The following is a 17,231-nucleotide window of genomic DNA, read 5'->3' as shown; positions in this document are numbered from 1 at the left end:
CGCCGCTGTGTCTTGACGCGTGCCGCGGCATGGCCGCATTTCTGGTCAATAACGAGCAGACGCATGCAACGACATGCATAAAAAGACAGGACAGGCCCGTCATGGGACAGCAAACCACTTTCCATGCCCCGCATGGCGGGGCTGATTTTCTGGGATATCGCAAGCGCGCCGGTGAAACCGAGATCGTCTATGATGATGGCGTTGCCCGGCGCATGGTGTGGCGGGTGTCCAGCACCCCGAATGAGGCGCGGTTGTCAGATGCCTTGCGCGCGGCGGTGGGCTCGCTGCGGGTGGTGCCATCTTTGTATGACGAGCTGAAAAAGCGGGCCATCGCGATTGAACGCATCGCAGGCTAGGGGCTGCTGCCTTGAAGTTGTGCAATGCCGGGCCGCTGGTCCGGCATCTTTGCGTGATGGCACAAGGGCACTTGCCAGCCTTCCACGCTTGTGACTAAGTTTTGATCAAAGCTGCGGCACAGCGGCACGGCCGTCAGATCAGGACGGGCACAACAGGGGGTGACATGGCAAAATCCACATCCGTTCTTGGCCGGTCCGAGGCGCGGTCCGGGCTGCTGCTGATCAGCCCGACGGCGCTTTATGCGGTGTTGTTGCTGGCCGCGCCCTTGGGCACGGTGGTGCTGTATTCCCTGCTGACCGGCGGGCGCGGGATGATCACCTGGGATTTCACGCTGGCCAATTATATCGAGGTCTGGACCGGCCCGGTTTACCGCGCGATCATGCTGCGGTCCCTGATCGTGGCGCTGTCGGTGACGGTGGTGACGGTGGTAATCGCCTATCCGATTGCCTATTTCGTCAGCTTTCACGTGGCCCCGTCGAAAAAATCGCTGTGGCTGTTTCTGATCACCATTCCGTTCTGGACCAGCTATCTGATCCGGGTGTTTCTGTGGAAGGTGATCCTTGGCTATAACGGGGTGATCAATTCCGGCCTGCTGGGAATCGGGGTGATTGATGAGCCGCTGACCTGGATCAACTATAACGTCGGCGCGCTGGTGGTGACGCTGGCACATGCCTATGCGCCGTTTGCCATTCTGCCGATCTTTGTGGCGCTGGAAAAGATTGACCGCAGCCTGCTGGAGGCGGGGCAGGATCTGGGAGAGTCGCGCCTTCGCACTTTCTGGCGGGTGACCTTGCCCCTGTCGATGGGGGGCGTGATTGCGGCCACGCTGATCGTGTTCATCCCCACCATCGGCGATTATGTGACGCCCGATCTGATCGGCGGCGGCAAGCTGCCGATGATTGCCAATATGATGGAAGTGCAGATGCTGAAGATCAACAACAAGCCGTTGGGGTCGGCGATTGCGGTCTCGGCCATGGTGATCGTGGCGATCATCTCGGTGGCGTTTGTGATGGTGAACCGGCGCTTCCTTGGGCCGGCGAAATAGGGGGGATGCGATGAAAGCCACGGGCCTGCGCGTCTATGCCATCGGATATCTGATCTTTCTTTATGCGCCGATTGTGCTGCTGCCTTTGTTTGCCTTCAACGACAGCCGCATCATCGCCTTTCCGTTGTCGGGCTTTACCACCAACTGGTTTTCCGAGATGTGGGCCGACCGCCAGTTGTGGCAGGCGCTGCGCAATTCGCTGGTGATTTCCAGCTCTACCGCCGTGATTGCCACGGTGCTGGGGGTGTTCGGGGCACGCGCCAGCACCCGCTACAGCTTTCCCGGCAAGGGCGGGCTGGTCGGGCTGATCATGCTGCCGCTGGTGCTGCCCGAGATGATCGTGGCGATGTCGCTGCTGGTCGTGCTGCTGGCGATATCGGTGCCGTTGTCGATCTTTACCGTCATCCTGGGCCATGTGCTGATCACCACGCCCTTTGCGGTGGCGATCCTGTCATCGGCGTTCCAGAGCCTTGATAAATCGCTGGAAGAGGCGGCGTATGATCTGGGCGAGGGGCCGGTGTCGACCTTCCGGCTGATCATCCTGCCGCTGGTGGCACCGGGCATCATCTCATCGCTGCTGATCTGTTTCACCATTTCGCTGGATGAGTTCATCATCGCCTATTTCCTTGCCGGGGCCGATACCGTGCTGTCGTCCTATATCTACGGTCAGTTCCGTTTTCCGGCTAAGGTTCCCGCCATGCTGGCGCTCGGCACCATTCTGGTGCTGGTGTCGGTGACCCTTCTTTCCATCGCAGAATTTTTCCGCCGTCGCGGCATCGCGAAGACCGGCGGCAAGGATACCGGAGGCTTTTTGTGAGCACTGTCAATCCCGCCCTTCCAAAGCCGACCATGATCGAATTCCGCGATGTCCACAAATATTACGGCGATTACCACGCGCTGCGCGGGATCAACGGCACCATCCGCGCGGGCGAGTTTTTCTCGCTGCTGGGGCCGTCGGGGTGCGGCAAGACCACGCTGTTGCGCACGATTGCCGGGTTTGAAGGCATCGACGGTGGTGCTGTGCTGATCGACGGCAAGGATATGGCGCGGGTGGCGGCCAACAACCGGCCCACCAATATGGTGTTCCAGTCCTACGCGATTTTCCCGCACATGAGCGTGGGCGAGAATGTGGGCTTTGGCCTGCGCCGCGACCCGCGATCGTCGGCCGAAAAGGCCCGCGCGGTGGAAGAGGCCTTGGAGATGGTCGGCCTGAAAGGCTATGGCGGACGGGCGGCACATGCGCTGTCGGGCGGGCAGCGGCAACGGGTGGCGCTGGCGCGGGCGCTGATCCTGAAACCGAAAGTTCTGTTGCTGGACGAACCTTTGTCGGCGCTTGATAAGAAAATGCGCGAACATATGCAGGTGGAGCTGATCAAGCTGCAACGGCAGGTTGGCATCACCTTTGTGCTGGTGACCCATGATCAGGAAGAAGCGCTGGTGATGTCGGACCGCATCGCCGTGATGTTCGAGGGCGAGATTGCGCAACTGGCCGACCCGGAAACCCTGTACCGCCGGCCCAATTCCAAGAAAGTGGCGGATTTCATCGGCACGATGAACTTCATCCCGGCGCAGGTGATTGGGGAGCAGGGCGGCCAGATCGAGGTGGAAGCCAAGGGTCTGGGCCGCGCGCTGCTGGACGCCGACCAATGCCCGACTGGGCAGGGCGACAGCCCCATGGTCGGCCTGCGGCCAGAAACGCTGACGCTGATGTATCCCGGCCAGACCACGACCGAGCGCACGGTGGATGGCATCATCGACGAGGTGATCTATTTCGGCGACATGACCTATTACGATGTCTACCTTGGCGGGACGGATGTGGAAGTGCGGCTGTCGATGCGCAACACGCCCGGGCGCCCGATCCTCGATGTGGGCACTTCGGTCGATGTGGCCTGGAGCCCGAGTGCGCTGGTGCTGTTCCGCTGACACTGGCCGATGACATTGCCGCCTGCCGGATCTGTGCCGCGCGCTTTGCCGCGACGGCCACTGCACATGCGCCGCGCCCGGTGGTGTGGTTCCGCCCCAAGGCAAAGCTGCTGATCGCGGGGCAGGCGCCGGGCGCGCGGGTCCATGGCTCTGGCCAGCCGTTCACCGATCCTTCGGGCGACCGGCTGCGCGGCTGGACCGGGCTGTCACCGGAGGCGTTCTACGATCTTGACCGCGTGGCAATTGTGCCGATGGCGTTCTGTTTTCCGGGCTATGATGCCAAGGGGTCGGACCTGCCGCCGCCTGCGATCTGTGCCGCGACATGGCGGGTGCAGGTGCTGGCGGACCTGCCGGACCTACGCCTGACCCTGCTGGTCGGCGGGGCGGCGATGCGCTGGCATCTGGGCACCCGCAATGTAACGGATACGGTGGCGGAGTGGCGCACCTACGCCGCGCGTGGCATCTTTCCCTTGCCCCACCCGTCCTGGCGCAATACCGGGTGGCTGAAACGCAACCCATGGTTCGCGCGCGAGTTGGTGCCGGAACTGCGCCGCGCCGTGGCCCGGGTGATGGAGAGTTAACATGTCTGAGATCATAAGCCTGCTGGACGCCGCCCATGCCGCCGTGCATGCCGACCCCGAGAACGAGGCCCTGCGCCTGCGGTTCTTTGAACGGCTGGCCGATGGCGAGATGTTCCTGCTGCTGGAGCGTGAAGCGCAGGGCGACACGCTGGACCCCAAGGTGTTTGATCTGGAAGACGGGCGCTTTGTGCTGGTCTTTGACCGTGAGGAGCGTCTGGCCGGGTTTACGGGGGGTATCGCGCCCTATGCCGCGCTGCCGGGTCGGGTGATTGCGGGGCTGCTGAAAGGGCAGGGCATCGGGCTGGGGGTCAACCTTGGCGTGGGCCGGTCCGAGATGCTGCTGCCGCCGGAAGCGATGGACTGGCTGGCCGAGACGCTGGACGAAGGCCCGGAGGCGGTGGAGGCGCTGCCAGAGCAGTTCCATGCGCCCGCCGTGCCGGAGGCGCTGATCACCGGGCTGGATGCCAAGCTGGCGCGGGCGGCGGGGCTGGCATCGGGGGCCTTGCTGGCCGCTGTCACCTATCGCGGCGGGCGGCGCGGGCATATGCTGGCGTTTCTGGATGTCGCCGACGGCGCGCAAGGCGCATTGGCGCGGGCGGCATCGGAAGCGCTGGTGTTTTCCGGGATCGAGGCCGGGGAGCTGGACGTGGCATTTTTGCATTCCGCCGATCCGGCAGTGGCGGCGATGGCGCGGGTGGCGCTGCGCTTTGATCTGCCGGAGGTGGAGGCGCGCACGGTGCCGGGGGCGGCCCCCGGTATGGACCCGAAGCGCCCGCCGCGGCTGGTATAGGGGGGCCAGCCCCCCGGCTTCGCCTCCCCCCGGAGTATTTTGAAAAGGTGCAAGCGTTACGGGGGGAGGTGGCTTGACGCCGCCGGGTTGGCCGCATACCTGACGGCGCATGGCACGCGCACCCCTTTTACAGCTCTCCGATATCTCGCTCACCTTTGGCGGGAACCCTGTGTTCGACAATCTGTCTCTGGTGGTTCAGCCCGGCGACCGGGTGGCTTTGGTGGGGCGCAATGGCTCTGGCAAATCCACGCTGATGAAGGTGATGGCCGGGCTGGTCGAGGTGGACCGTGGCACACGGGTGGTCTCGCCCGGTGTGAGCGTCGGCTATATGGAGCAGGACCCTGATCTGTCGGGCTTTGAGACGCTGGGGGATTTTGCCGCCAGCCGGCTGGATGAGGGCGAGGAATACCGGGTGGCGATGGTGGCGGAAGGGTTGAAGTTCAACCCCGAGACGCCGGTGGCCACCGCATCGGGGGGCGAGCGGCGGCGCGCGGCTTTGGCCAAACTGCTGGCCGAAGCGCCGGAGCTGATGCTGCTGGACGAGCCGACCAACCATCTGGACATTCAGGCGATCGAATGGCTGGAAGCGGAGCTGACCAGCACCCGCACCGCCTTTGTGCTGATCTCGCACGACCGCACGTTCCTGCGCGCCCTGACCAAGGCCACGCTGTGGATCGACCGGGGCGAGGTGCGCAGGCGGGAAAGCGGCTTTGACCGGTTCGAGGAATGGCGCGAGACCGTCTGGGCCGAAGAAGACGACGCCCGCCACAAGCTGGACCGCAAGATCAAGGCCGAGGCGAAATGGGCGGTCGAGGGGATTTCGGCCCGCCGCAAGCGCAATCAGGGCCGGGTGCGGGCGCTGGCGGCGTTGCGTGAGGAACGCGGCAGCCAGATCCGCCGTCAGGGCACCGCCGCGCTGGAGATGGAGTCGGGCACCACCAGCGGCAAGCGGGTGATCGAGGCACGCGGTATCGGCAAATGGTTTGGCGACAAGACGATTCTGGAAGGGTTCGACCTGCGGGTGCTGCGCGGCGACCGGGTGGCCTTTGTCGGCCCCAACGGCGTGGGCAAGACCACGCTGCTGAAGATGCTGACCGGCGAGATTGCCCCGGATCAGGGATCAGTGGTGCTGGGCACCAATCTGGAGATTGCGGTGTTTGACCAGACCCGCGCGCAGCTGGCCCCGGATGCGACGCTGTGGGAAAACCTGACCGGCGATCCGCTGATGGCGGTGTCGGGCGCGTCAGATCAGGTGATGGTGCGCGGCACGCCGAAGCATGTGGTGGCGTACCTGAAGGATTTTCTGTTTGATGAACGGCAGGTGCGGGCCCCGGTGCGCAGCCTGTCGGGTGGGGAAAAGGCACGGCTGTTGCTGGCCAAGCTGATGGCGCGGCCGTCGAACCTGCTGATATTGGACGAACCGACCAACGATCTGGACGTCGAAACCCTCGACTTGTTGCAGGACGTTTTGGGCGAATATGACGGCACCGTGCTGCTGGTCAGCCACGACCGCGATTTCATCGACCGGATTGCCACCGCCACCGTGGCGATGGAGGGCAATGGCCGGGCCACCGCCTATCCGGGCGGCTGGTCGGATTATGCGGCCCAGCGGCCTGAGGCCATGGCCGCCGCCGCGAAAGCTGCGGCCAAGGCGGCCCCGGCGCGCGAGCAGCCCAAACCTTCAAAAAACACCGGGCTGTCGTTTACCGAGCGCAAGCGGCTGGATGATCTGCCGCCGATCATCGCGCGGCTGGAGGCCGAGATCGTGAAGCTGGAAGAGTTTCTGGCGGTGCCCGATCTGTATTCCAAGGACCCGGTCAAGTTCAAGAAGGGCACCGAGGCGCTGACCGAACGCCAGATCGCCCTGCAAAGCGCCGAAGCCGAATGGCTGGCGCTGGAAGAGCGGGCGTAATCCCTGCGGCCCCGTGCGCCGCAGGGGCCTGCGCGAAAAGGGCTTGGCGCGGGGCGGGTGCGGCGGTATGGATACGCCATGACAATGATGCACATCATCTGCTGCTGCATTCCCCGCTGACCTTTGGTCGCGCGGCTCTTGTCAACATCCCAAAGCTGAGGACCGTTGCCAGACCCCGCGCCGGGAGAGTGCTGTGCGTAAGGGGACCGGATATGGTGACGATCAGGCTGACCAATTCAATGACCCACCGCAAGGAGGAGTTTGTCCCCCTGGATGCGGGCAATGTGCGGATGTATGTCTGCGGGCCGACCGTGTATGACCGGGCGCACCTGGGCAATGCGCGGCCTGTGGTGGTGTTTGATGTGCTGTACCGGCTGCTGCGGCAGGTCTACGGGCCGGATCACGTCACCTATGTGCGCAACTTTACGGACGTGGATGACAAGATCAACGCCAGGGCGGCGCAGACCGGGCGCGACATCCGCACCATCACCGATGAGACGATCGGCTGGTATCACGACGATATGGATGCTTTGGGGGCGCTGCGCCCGACGCATGAGCCGCGCGCGACCGAGTATATCGGGGCGATGGTGGCAATGATCGAAGGGCTGGTCGCCAGGGACCATGCCTATGAAGCCAAGGGCCATGTGCTGTTCCGGGTGCGGTCCTATGCGGACTACGGCGCGCTGTCGGGGCGGTCGGTCGATGACATGATCGCGGGCGCGCGGGTCGAGGTGGCGCCGTTCAAGGAAGACCCGATGGATTTCGTGCTGTGGAAACCGTCAGAGGAGGGCGTGCCGGGGTGGGAGTCTCCTTGGGGCTTTGGTCGCCCGGGGTGGCATATCGAATGCTCGGCCATGGCAGACAAGCTGCTGTGGGAGGATGTGAAGGACAGCCTGTCGCCGGAGGCACAGGCGCATCCGCATGCGTTTGACATTCACGGCGGCGGGCTGGACCTGCAATTTCCCCACCATGAGAACGAGATCGCCCAAAGCTGCTGCGCCCATGAGTGCAAGGCAGAGGATGATGGCACCGCTTCGGGCTTTGCACGGTACTGGCTGCACAACGAGATGCTGCTGGTGGAGGGCAAGAAGATGTCCAAGTCTTTGGGCAACTTCTTTACGGTGCGGGATCTGCTGGATCAGGGCGTGCCGGGCGAGGTGATCCGGTTTGTGCTGCTGAGCACGCATTACAGGAAGCCGATGGACTGGACGGAGGAGAAGGCGCGGGAGGCGGAGGCGGTTCTGCGCAAGATCGCGAAGTTCCTCAGCACAGATCTGCTCTCCAAGCCTTGGGTGCTTCCTGAATTTGCCAAGCCGCCTCAGGAATTTGTTGAAGCCTTGGCAAATGATCTGAACACCTCTTTGGCCCTGACACTTGTTGCCAAGTACCTCAAAGAAGAACGCGAAGCGGACCTGATTGGAGCACTGCATCTTCTTGGTTTCAATACCGCCGCTCTAAAGCAATCTTTTTCTGCGGCGGAATTTGAAGCATTTGATAACGGAATTGTTTCAAGTCACCGTCTCGCAACACATGGGTCTGCCGCAAATGCCTACGAGAACCTGCTGAACGAATGGGGCGGTAGGCTCTCCAAAGTTCGTCAGGAGGCAATGCTAACGCGCGACTTTTCTTCCGTCGACGCTCTTAAATTGGCGCTTATCGCAACCGGGCTTGAGGTGCAGATGACTAAGGCCGGCGTTAAACTCTCACCCGGCCCTAACTTCGATCCCGCCAAGCTGGAGGCGCTGAAGTGAGCGAATTTTCTGCGAAAATTCTGGGGGTGAGGCGGCGGGACTGGCTTGTCGGGGGCGGTGTTGGCGGTGCGCAAGATGAGTATTTGGGTCAAGATGAAAGGTACCGTGATGCGTGAGCGCCTTTACCTCTACGACACCACCCTGCGCGACGGGCAGCAGACCCAAGGCGTGCAGTTCTCGGTGGCCGAGAAGGTCATGATCGCGCAGGCGCTGGACCGGCTGGGGGTGGATTATATCGAGGGGGGCTGGCCGGGGGCCAATCCCACCGACTCGGAGTTTTTCAGCGCGGTGCCAAAGCTGCGGGCGGTGATGACGGCGTTTGGCATGACCAAGCGGGTCGGGCGGTCGGCGGCCAATGATGATGTGCTGGCCTTGGTGCTGGATGCCGGGACGAAATCGGTCTGTCTGGTCGGCAAGACCCATGAGTTTCATGTGACCACGGCGCTTGGCTGTACCTTGGCCGAGAACCGGGCGGCGATTGCGGATTCGGTCGCGCATGTGGTGGCGCAAGGGCGCGAGGCGCTGTTTGACGCCGAGCATTTCTTTGACGGCTACCGGGCGAACCCGGAGTATGCGCTGGACTGTCTGCGCGCGGCGTATGATGCGGGCGCGCGCTGGCTGGTGCTGTGCGACACCAATGGCGGCACCTTGCCATCGGAGGTGGGCCGGGTGGTGGCGGAGGTGATTGCCAGCGGCATTCCGGGCGACAGCTTGGGCATCCATTGCCATGACGATACCGGCATGGCGGTAGCCTGCTCGCTCGCGGCGGTGGATGCCGGGGTGCGGCAGGTGCAGGGCACTTTGAACGGTTTGGGGGAGCGCTGTGGCAATGCCAACCTTGTGTCGCTGATCCCGACGCTGTTGCTGAAGGAACCCTATGCCAGCCGGTTTGACACCGGGGTCAGCCATGACGCTCTGGCGGGCTTGCTGAAGACCAGCCGGATGCTGGATGACATTCTGAACCGGGTGCCGCTACGGGCGGCGCCTTATGTGGGGGCCAGTGCCTATGCCCATAAGGCGGGGCTGCATGCGAGTGCCATTCTGAAAGACCCCACCACCTATGAGCATGTGCCGCCGGAAGTGACCGGGAACGCGCGCATCATCCCGATGAGCAATCAGGCCGGCCAGTCGAACCTGCGAACACGGCTGGCACAGGCGGGAATAGTGGTGGACCCCAAGGATGCACAGTTGGGGCAGATTTTGGAGCTGGTGAAGGAGCGCGAGGATCAGGGCTATGCCTATGACGGCGCGCAGGCCAGCTTTGAGCTGCTGGCGCGCCGCGCGCTGGGGCTGAACCCCACGTTCTTCGAGGTCAAGCGCTACCGGGTGACGGTGGAGCGCAGGAAGAACAAGTATGACCGGATGATCAGCCTGTCCGAGGCGGTGGTGGTGGTCAAGATCGGCGACCGCAAGATGCTGTCGGTCAGCGAATCGATGGACGCCACCGGCACCGACCGTGGCCCGGTGAACGCGCTGGCCAAGGCGCTGGCCAAGGATCTGGGGCCCTATCAGCACTGTATCGACAGCATGAAGCTGGTGGATTTCAAGGTGCGCATCACGCAAGGCGGGACTGAGGCGGTGACGCGGGTGATCATCGATTCCGAGGATGATCAGGGAAGGCGCTGGTCGACCGTGGGGGTCAGCCCGAACATAGTCGATGCGTCCTTCGAGGCGTTGCTCGATGCGATCCAGTGGAAGCTGATCCGCGATCTGGGTCATCCCGCGACCGAGGCAGCGGAATGAGTGAGGCGCTGTACACGGCGTGTTGCGGCCTGCCGCACAAGACGCCGGGGGAGCCGGGGCGCTTCTGTGCCGCCCGCAGGGTGCAACCGGCATGAGCCTTGATGCCTGTGCCGCCTTGGTTGAACGCGGCGATCCGGACCGGTTTGCCGCCGTTCTGGCCGCCCCGCAGGCGGCGCGCGCACGGCTGCTGCCGCTGTATGCGCTGAACCTGGAGGTCGCGCGCGCGCCATGGGTCAGCACCGAGCCGATGATCGCCGAGATGCGGCTGCAATGGTGGCGCGATGTGGTGGCGGAACCCGCCACCCCCCGCGCGCATGAGGTGGCAGCACCCCTGCAGGCGCTGATCCTTGAAGCTGGCCTGCCGCCCGATGTGCTGGACCGGATGATCGAGGCGCGCCGCTGGGACATCACCCGCGATCCGTTCGAGGATCAGGCGGCGATGGATGCGTATCTGGAGGATACCGGCGCCGGGCTGATGTGGCTGTCGGCCTGTGCCTTGGGCGCGCAGCCACAGGCCGAGGCTGCCGTGCGCAGCTATGGCTGGGCGGCGGCGCTTGCGCAATATCTGCGCGCGATCCCCGAGCTTGCGGCGCGGGGCCGGGTGCCGCTGGTCGATGGCCGGCCGCAGGCGGTCAGCCAACTGGCGCTGCGCGGGCTGATCCGGCTGAACGCGGCGCGCAAGGCAGGCGTGCCGCGCGCGCTGCGCCCGGCCTTGCTGGCGGGCTGGCAGGCCGAAGGTCTGCTCAAACAGGCCGCACGCGACCCGGCGGCGGTGGCCGAGGGACGCCTGCAGCTGTCAGACTTCGCGCGCCGGGGCCGCCTGCTTTGGCAAGCAACGACAGGTCTGTTCTGACCCCCTGCCGCTTGCACCTTTTCCAAATACTCCCGCGCGGCGCGCTCCCGCACCCAGCCACAAGCGCCATCAGCCCCGCATCTCGCGCGGCCGCAGCCACAGCCAGATCAGCGCGCCACCAGCCGCCACCAGAAATGGCAGCATCGCCATATTGACCAGCTGCCACCCGGCCTGCACCGACCCGCCCGAGCAGTTCATCAGCCCGCCCGAGGCGAAGCTGGCGACCGAGACCCCGCCAAAGATGATCAGGTCGTTCAGACCCTGCAGCCGCCCACGCTCTTCCGGCCGTTGGGCCGAGGTCAGCATGGTGGTGGCACCGATGAAGCCGAAGTTCCAGCCAATGCCCAGCAGGACCAGCGCCACAAAGAAATTCCCCAGCTCTACCCCCGACATCGCGACAGCGCCCGATCCGGCAAGGATGATCAGGCCAAGCGCGATCACCCGTTCCACGCCGATGCGGGCGATCACATGGCCGGTGATGAAGCTGGGGGCATACATCGCCAGCACATGGGCGGTGACGACATCGGCGGCATCGCCGGTTTCAAACCCGCAGCCGACCACCGCAAGCGGCGACGAGGTCATCACCAGGTTCATCAGCGCATAGGACACGGTGGCGCAGATCATCGCCACCGCAATAGTCGGGTTGCGGATCAGCTCGCCGCGTGTGCGGCCGATCGGGGCACCGGCGGCGGGGGGTTTGGGTTTCGGGATCTTCAACCCGAGGAACAGGAACATGCCGCTCAGGTTCAGCCCGATCACCGCGAGGTAAGTGGCAAGGAACGGCACCACCATCGCCTCGGCCGTGGCCTTCACCAGTTGCGGGCCAAGCACGGCGGACAACAGGCCCCCGGCCATGACCCATGAAATCGCCTTGGGCCGGTATTCATCGGATGCGGTGTCGGCTGCGGCGAAGCGGTAAAAGCCTTGCGCGCTCATGTAGGTGCCGGTGAACAACCCGCCGATGCAGAACAGCACGAAACTGCCGGTCATCAGGCCATACGCCCCGATCGCCGCGCCAAGCGCACCGCCAAGCGCGCCCGCGACAAAGCCCGCGCGGCGGCCATAGCGCTGCATGAAGGCAGAAATCGGCGTGGCGGTGAGCATCGAGCCGACGACCATCAGCGTGATCGGCAACGTGGCCCAGCAGGCATTGGGCGCAAGGCTTTGCCCGGCCAGACCGGCAATAGTGAAGATCATCGGCATCTGCGCGCCCAGCACGGCCTGCGCCGCGACAAGGACGAAAACATTGCGGCGGGCGAGGGCATCCTGAGTCATGATGTGCCAAGCGGTAGGAGGTTTGGCAGGGGTGGGCAAGAGGCGTTTTGGCGCAAGGACCGGGTTGCCTGTGCCGACATGCCGGGGCAGGGTGGCGCGATGGTGGGACGGATCATACGGACCGAGGCTTGCGTGACCGAAGGGGCTGCGTGGCTGGCCGCGCGCGATGCGCGGATGGCGCAGGCGATTGCACTGTGCGGGCCGTTGCCGCTGCGGCGGCAGCCGGACGGGTTTGCGGCGCTGTTGTCGGCCATCGTGTCGCAGCAGGTTTCCGTCGCCTCGGCCCGGGCGATCTGGGCGCGGCTGGAGGCGGCAGGGTTGACTGAAGCGCAGGCGATGGCGGATGCCGGTGAAGAGACTCTGCGCGCCGTGGGTCTGTCGCGGCAAAAGGCGCGCTATGGGCAGGCGCTTGCGCGGGCGGGGATTGATTTTGAGGGCTTGCGCGGCGTGCCCGACGATCAGGTGATCGCCACGCTGGTGGCGGTGCCCGGCATCGGGACATGGACCGCCGAGATTTACGCGATGTTCGCGCTGGGGCGGGCGGATGTGTTTGCGCCAGGCGATCTGGCCCTGCAGGAGGCGGCGCGGGTTCTGTACGGGCTGGAGGCGCGGCCATCTGAGAAGGCGCTGCGCGCGATGGCCGCGGCGTGGAGCCCGTGGCGGTCGGTTGCGGCACGCGTGCTTTGGGCCTATTACCGGGTCGCAAAGGCACGCGAAGGGGTGATGTGATGCGGGAGTTGCAATCGGCACGGCGGGGGGTGGCCCCGGGGGCTGCCACGAGCGTGGTGGTGTTCGTGCATGGCTACGGGGCGGATGGCGCAGACCTTCTGGGGCTGGCCGACCCGCTGGCCCCGCATCTGCCGGGCACCGCATTCTATGCCCCCGACGCGCCGGAGCGGACCACGGGCAATGGCTTTGGCCGGCAGTGGTTTTCGATTCCATGGCTGGACGGGTCTGATGAGGCCGACAGCCGTGCCGGGCTGCTGCGCGCGGCGGAGGATCTGAACGGGTTTCTGGACCGGATTATGGCGGAGGAAGGCATCGGGCCGGAGGCACTGGCGCTGGTCGGGTTTTCGCAGGGCGCGATGATGAGCCTGCATGTCGCACCGCGCCGTGATGTGGCTTTGGCAGGCGTGGTGGCGATCTCGGGCCGGTTGCTGGGGCCGGAACTGCTGATGGCGGAGGCGGGGGTGAAACCGCCGGTGCTGCTGATCCACGGCGATCAGGACCCTGTGGTGCCCTTTGCCGATATGTCACTGGCAGGCGACGCGCTGCTGGGGGCGGGGTTCGAGGTGTTCGGCCATGTGATGCAAGGCTCCGGGCATGGGATTGCGCCGGACGGGCTGGGCGTGGCCTTGCAGTTTCTGCGCGAGCGGCTGCCGGGGTGATCTGGCGGAGCGGCCCCGAAGAGGGGCCGCATTGTTTTTTTGTTCAGAGCGAAGGGGGCTGTCTGCCCCCTTGGTCGCCTGCGGCGCCCCACCCCCGAGGATATTTCTGAACAGGAGATGACGCAGGGGCGCGTCCGCTCAGGCCGATTGCGCGTGCAGATAAGCGGCGCAGCCGGTGAGCGCGGCAAAATCATCCTCGACCACCGTGATCGAGAAACCGGTCTCCAGCAGGTCCACCCGGCGGGTTTCGCGGAAATGTGTGCTCAGCCCCAGCCGCGCGAAATGCGGGGTCATGGCGCGGGCCATGCCGCCGATCAGGTAGATGCCGCCATAGGGCAGGTGGATCAGCGCGAGGTCCGCAAGTGTTTGCGCCAGAATCCGGGTGTAGAGCGTGGCGGCATGGGTGGCTGTCGGATCGCCGTTTTCGAGAGCCTCAAAAACCTGCGCCGAGGTGGTGGCGGCGGGTGCGTGCGCTTGTGCTGCGGCAAAGGCGTGCAGGTTGATCAGGCCGCGTCCTGACAGCACCTCTTCCACGCCGCAATGCGCGACCTCGCCGCGCGCGGCCAGCAGGGCTTCGACAAAGCGCATCAGCGCCAGGTCTTCTTCGCAGCGCACCGGCATGTTGACATGGCCGCATTCCGACGGCGGTACGATGCGGGCGGCCCCGCTGCCATGCACGGGGGCGGCGTTGACGCCGGTGCCGAGGCCCACCACCAGCATGGTGCCGGGCACCTTCGGGCCATCGGTGACCAGGCGCAGTTTGTCCGGTGCGATGTGCCCCAGCGCCTGACCCTGCGCCTGCAGATCGTTGAGGATGGCGGTATGGCGCGCGCCGGTGGCGGCGCGCAGTTTGCCGTCGTCGATCACCCAATGCAGGTTGGTCATCTGCGCAACGCCGTCCTGCACCGGCCCTGCGGCGGCGACACAGACGCCCGAGACGGTCTGGCCGCTGGTGTTCAGGTAATCGGACAGGATATTGGCAATGTCCTGACCGCGCGCCTGATAGTCGGCATTGGCAAAGCGCGCGAGCGTGTCGGGCAGCACGCGGTCGCCGTCTGCCAGAGCGACGCGGGTGTTGGTGCCGCCGATATCGGCAAGAAGGGCGAGGGTCATGGGCGGCGTCCTTGGGCGTTACGCATTGCGGGCCAGCGCCCGGGCCAGTGCGTGATACGAGGCTTTCGGGGTCCTTGCCAAGCTGTCGAAATCGACATGCACGAGACCGAAGCGCTTTTCATACCCCTCGGCCCATTCGTAATTGTCCAAGAGCGACCAGTAGAAGAAGCCCTTGACATTGGCCCCGTCCGCGATGGCCCGCCTGGTGGCGGCGAGATGGGCGAAGAGGAAGTCTTCGCGGATCTGATCGGGGACGGTGCCATCCGTGATCTGATCGGCATTGGCCATGCCGTTTTCGGTGACATAGATCGGCAGGCTGCCAACATAGTCCTTTGCCATCCGCGTCAGGAAATGGTGCAGCCCCTCGGGGTAGATCTCCCACCCCATCTGGGTTTTCGGCAGGGGGCCCGGCACATCGCGCAGATGGGGCCAGGGGCTGGCGGGGTCATGCGCGTGCAGGTGGCGGGTGTAGTAGTTCACGCCGAGCCAGTCGAGCTTTTGGCCGATCAGCGCCATGTCATCCTGCCAGCCCTGCGGCATATGGGGGGCGAGGCCGTCGAGCACGATCTGCGGGTAGGTCTGTCTGGTGATGCCTTCGATGAACCAGCGGTTGAAGATGCCGTCCCAGCGGGCGGCGGCCTGTTGGTCCTGCGCGCTGTCGGTCGCGGGTTCGGCATAGTCGAAGTTCAGCACGATGCCGAGGTTTTGCTGGCCCATGTCGCGCAGACGCTGCACCGCCATGCCATGCGCGAGCAAAATGTGGTGCATGGCGCGGGCAGCCGCGCGGATGTCGCGCTGGCCCGGCGCATGGGCACCGATGAAATGCGACAGCCATGCCACGCACCACGGCTCGTTTATGGTGGCGATCGATGCCACGCGGTCGCCGAGGCGTTCGGTGATGGTTTGGGCGAAATCGGCGAAACGGGCGCAGGTGTCGCGGTTGGTCCAGCCGCCTGTGTCGGCGAGGGCGGAGGGCAGCTCCCAATGGTAGAGGGTCTGGAACGGCTTCAGCCCGCGGGCCAGCATGCCATCGACCAGACGGTCGTAGAAATCCATGCCCTCCGCGTTCACCGTCACCCCATCGGGCATCACCCGCGCCCAGGATGTGGAGAAGCGGTAGGCATCCATATGGGCCGCTTGCAACAGATCAAGGTCGGCGGGCCAGTGGTGGTAATGGTCGCAGGCGCGCGCGCCATCCTCGGCGCGCACCACATTGCCGGGGGTGGCGGCGAAGGTATCCCAATGGCTGGGGCCACAGCCACCGAATCCTGCGCCTTCGATCTGATAGGCGGCGGTGGCGGCACCGAAGACAAATCCGGGTGGAAAATCAAAGCGTGACAGGGGCATGGGAGGGGACTTTCAGGTAAGATCTGAGGTGTCAGGCGCGCGGGCAGGGGCCGGTGGACTGGCCCATGATCAGCTCTGCCTCCAGCAGGCGTTGCTGGACCGGGCCGGGGTTGGCGATCAGGTCCAGCAGCATGTCTGCCGCCAGCCGTCCGGCATCGCGCACCGAAGACCGGGTGGCGGTGAAGATCGGCACATCCTCGCCGTTCTTCATGTAGCTCAGGTCATCGTCATGGATGATGACCGAGATATCGCGCCCCATCTGCAACCCCGCCTCTTCCAGCGCGCGCCGCACCCCCATGCCCGAGATCATCGAGGCGACCATGAAGGCGGTGGGCCGGTCGGGCAGCGCCAGCATGCGCCGCGCGGCGCGGTGGCCGGCGATTTCGGTCATCTCATCCGAGGACATCAGCGCAGGGTCTGGCGTGATGCCACGGGCGATCAGCGCCCCTTCATAGCCACTGCGGCGGCGGATGGCGAAATCCATGAACTCCAGACCGTTGACCAGCGCAATCCTTGTGTGGCCCAGATCGAGCAGGAATTCGGCGGCGCGCTGAAAGGCGCGACGGTTGTTCACATCAAGCCAGCTATAGGGCAGCGTGGCCCCGGTGGCGCGGCCATGCACCACGAAGGGCAGGCCGATATCATGCAGCAGGGCGATGCGCGGGTCGTTCAGCTTGGGCGCGTGGACGATGACGCCATCGACATTGCCCTTGGATTTCATCCCGCGATAGGCGGCTTCTTCCTGATCGTCGGGCACCACCGACAGCACCATGTCGTAATCGTTGCGGCTGTAGGTCTCGCCTGCGCCAGCGATGAAATCGGCAAAGACCGGGTTCACAATCTCATGCCGGGTGGCGACAGGGATCACATGCCCCACCGCCATCGCCCGCCCGGTGGCCAGACGGATGGCGCGGGTGTTGGGATGGTAGTTGTGGCGTTTTGCAGCCGCCATCACGCGTTCGCGGGTGGCCTCATTCACCTCGGGGTAGCCGTTCAGCGCGCGGCTGACGGTGGTGGGCGACAGGCCCAGACGGGACGCGAGTTCCTTGAGGTTCATAGTGGCAGGATCATTGTGGCGGGTGCGCCCAAAACGGTTTCAATCGGGGCTGACCTTAGCCAGACGGCACCAAGAGGTCAAAGGTAAAGCGACGAT

At 64.9% G+C, this 17,231-nt stretch carries 16 protein-coding genes; 12 read left to right on the top strand and 4 right to left on the bottom strand.

Annotated elements, in window-relative coordinates; genetic code table 11:
* Positions 1-101: 101 nt before the first annotated feature.
* The 10 genes from Q7J44_RS09225 (at position 102) to Q7J44_RS09180 (ending at position 10,955) form a co-directional block, all read left to right on the top strand.
* Positions 102-356 carry a hypothetical protein gene (locus Q7J44_RS09225; RefSeq protein ID WP_304879114.1) on the top strand — a complete coding sequence of 85 codons (255 nt, stop codon included), beginning with the start codon at positions 102-104 and terminating at the stop codon, positions 354-356.
* A 164-nt stretch (positions 357-520) separates the two neighbouring features.
* Positions 521-1,402 carry an ABC transporter permease gene (locus Q7J44_RS09220; RefSeq protein WP_304879112.1) on the top strand — a complete coding sequence of 294 codons (882 nt, stop codon included), beginning with the start codon at positions 521-523 and terminating at the stop codon, positions 1,400-1,402.
* A 10-nt stretch (positions 1,403-1,412) separates the two neighbouring features.
* Positions 1,413-2,219 (top strand): ABC transporter permease, encoded by an 807-nt coding sequence (locus tag Q7J44_RS09215; protein ID WP_304879110.1) that lies wholly within the window; start codon positions 1,413-1,415, stop codon positions 2,217-2,219.
* Between the two features lie 32 nt (positions 2,220-2,251).
* A complete protein-coding gene (locus Q7J44_RS09210) occupies positions 2,252-3,325 on the top strand; it encodes an ABC transporter ATP-binding protein (protein WP_304879358.1) in 1,074 nt (357 codons plus the stop codon).
* A complete protein-coding gene (locus Q7J44_RS09205) occupies positions 3,322-3,906 on the top strand; it encodes a uracil-DNA glycosylase family protein (RefSeq protein ID WP_304879356.1) in 585 nt (194 codons plus the stop codon). The genes Q7J44_RS09210 and Q7J44_RS09205 overlap by 4 nt, the downstream gene beginning before the upstream one ends.
* A gap of 1 nt (position 3,907) precedes the next feature.
* Complete coding sequence (locus Q7J44_RS09200) at positions 3,908-4,696, top strand: SseB family protein (RefSeq protein ID WP_304879108.1); 789 nt, start codon at positions 3,908-3,910, stop codon at positions 4,694-4,696.
* 109 nt (positions 4,697-4,805) lie between these two features.
* Complete coding sequence (locus tag Q7J44_RS09195) at positions 4,806-6,608, top strand: ABC-F family ATP-binding cassette domain-containing protein (protein WP_304879105.1); 1,803 nt, start codon at positions 4,806-4,808, stop codon at positions 6,606-6,608.
* 212 nt (positions 6,609-6,820) lie between these two features.
* On the top strand, positions 6,821-8,359 hold the full coding sequence (gene cysS, locus Q7J44_RS09190; RefSeq protein ID WP_304879103.1) for a cysteine--tRNA ligase: 1,539 nt from the start codon (positions 6,821-6,823) through the stop codon (positions 8,357-8,359).
* Positions 8,360-8,467: 108 nt separating this feature from the next.
* A complete protein-coding gene (gene cimA, locus Q7J44_RS09185) occupies positions 8,468-10,102 on the top strand; it encodes a citramalate synthase (RefSeq protein WP_304879102.1) in 1,635 nt (544 codons plus the stop codon).
* Between the two features lie 91 nt (positions 10,103-10,193).
* The gene (locus Q7J44_RS09180) at positions 10,194-10,955 is read left to right on the top strand and encodes a squalene/phytoene synthase family protein (RefSeq protein ID WP_304879101.1); all 762 of its coding nucleotides are present in this window, start codon (positions 10,194-10,196) and stop codon (positions 10,953-10,955) included.
* 69 nt (positions 10,956-11,024) lie between these two features.
* On the opposite strand, the gene Q7J44_RS09175 is transcribed toward Q7J44_RS09180, so the two are convergent.
* Positions 11,025-12,230, bottom strand: coding sequence for an MFS transporter (locus Q7J44_RS09175; RefSeq protein WP_304879099.1), 1,206 nt, complete (start codon positions 12,228-12,230; stop codon positions 11,025-11,027).
* A 99-nt stretch (positions 12,231-12,329) separates the two neighbouring features.
* Between Q7J44_RS09175 and Q7J44_RS09170 the strand changes: the two genes are divergently transcribed.
* Both Q7J44_RS09170 and Q7J44_RS09165 read left to right on the top strand, forming a co-directional pair.
* A complete protein-coding gene (locus Q7J44_RS09170) occupies positions 12,330-12,959 on the top strand; it encodes a DNA-3-methyladenine glycosylase (RefSeq protein WP_304879097.1) in 630 nt (209 codons plus the stop codon).
* A complete protein-coding gene (locus tag Q7J44_RS09165; RefSeq protein WP_370692979.1) occupies positions 12,959-13,618 on the top strand; it encodes an alpha/beta hydrolase in 660 nt (219 codons plus the stop codon). Before Q7J44_RS09170 ends, Q7J44_RS09165 begins: the two co-directional genes overlap by 1 nt.
* 138 nt (positions 13,619-13,756) lie before the next feature.
* Here the strand turns inward: Q7J44_RS09165 and Q7J44_RS09160 are convergent, their stop codons facing one another.
* The 3 genes from Q7J44_RS09160 to Q7J44_RS09150 are packed head-to-tail and all read right to left on the bottom strand — an operon-like array spanning position 13,757 to position 17,135.
* Entirely contained in the window at positions 13,757-14,731 is a 975-nt protein-coding gene (locus Q7J44_RS09160) for an ROK family protein (protein WP_304879094.1), read from the bottom strand.
* Positions 14,732-14,749: 18 nt separating this feature from the next.
* Positions 14,750-16,078 carry a GH1 family beta-glucosidase gene (locus Q7J44_RS09155; RefSeq protein ID WP_304879091.1) on the bottom strand — a complete coding sequence of 443 codons (1,329 nt, stop codon included), beginning with the start codon at positions 16,076-16,078 and terminating at the stop codon, positions 14,750-14,752.
* A 31-nt stretch (positions 16,079-16,109) separates the two neighbouring features.
* Positions 16,110-17,135, bottom strand: coding sequence for a substrate-binding domain-containing protein (locus tag Q7J44_RS09150; protein WP_304879090.1), 1,026 nt, complete (start codon positions 17,133-17,135; stop codon positions 16,110-16,112).
* Positions 17,136-17,231 lie beyond the last annotated feature (96 nt).

Source organism: Pseudotabrizicola sp., assembly GCF_030656345.1.
Lineage (GTDB): Bacteria > Pseudomonadota > Alphaproteobacteria > Rhodobacterales > Rhodobacteraceae > Pseudotabrizicola.
The sequence above is the reverse complement of the archived record's forward strand: the minus strand, read 5'-3'. Positions and strand labels throughout refer to the sequence as shown.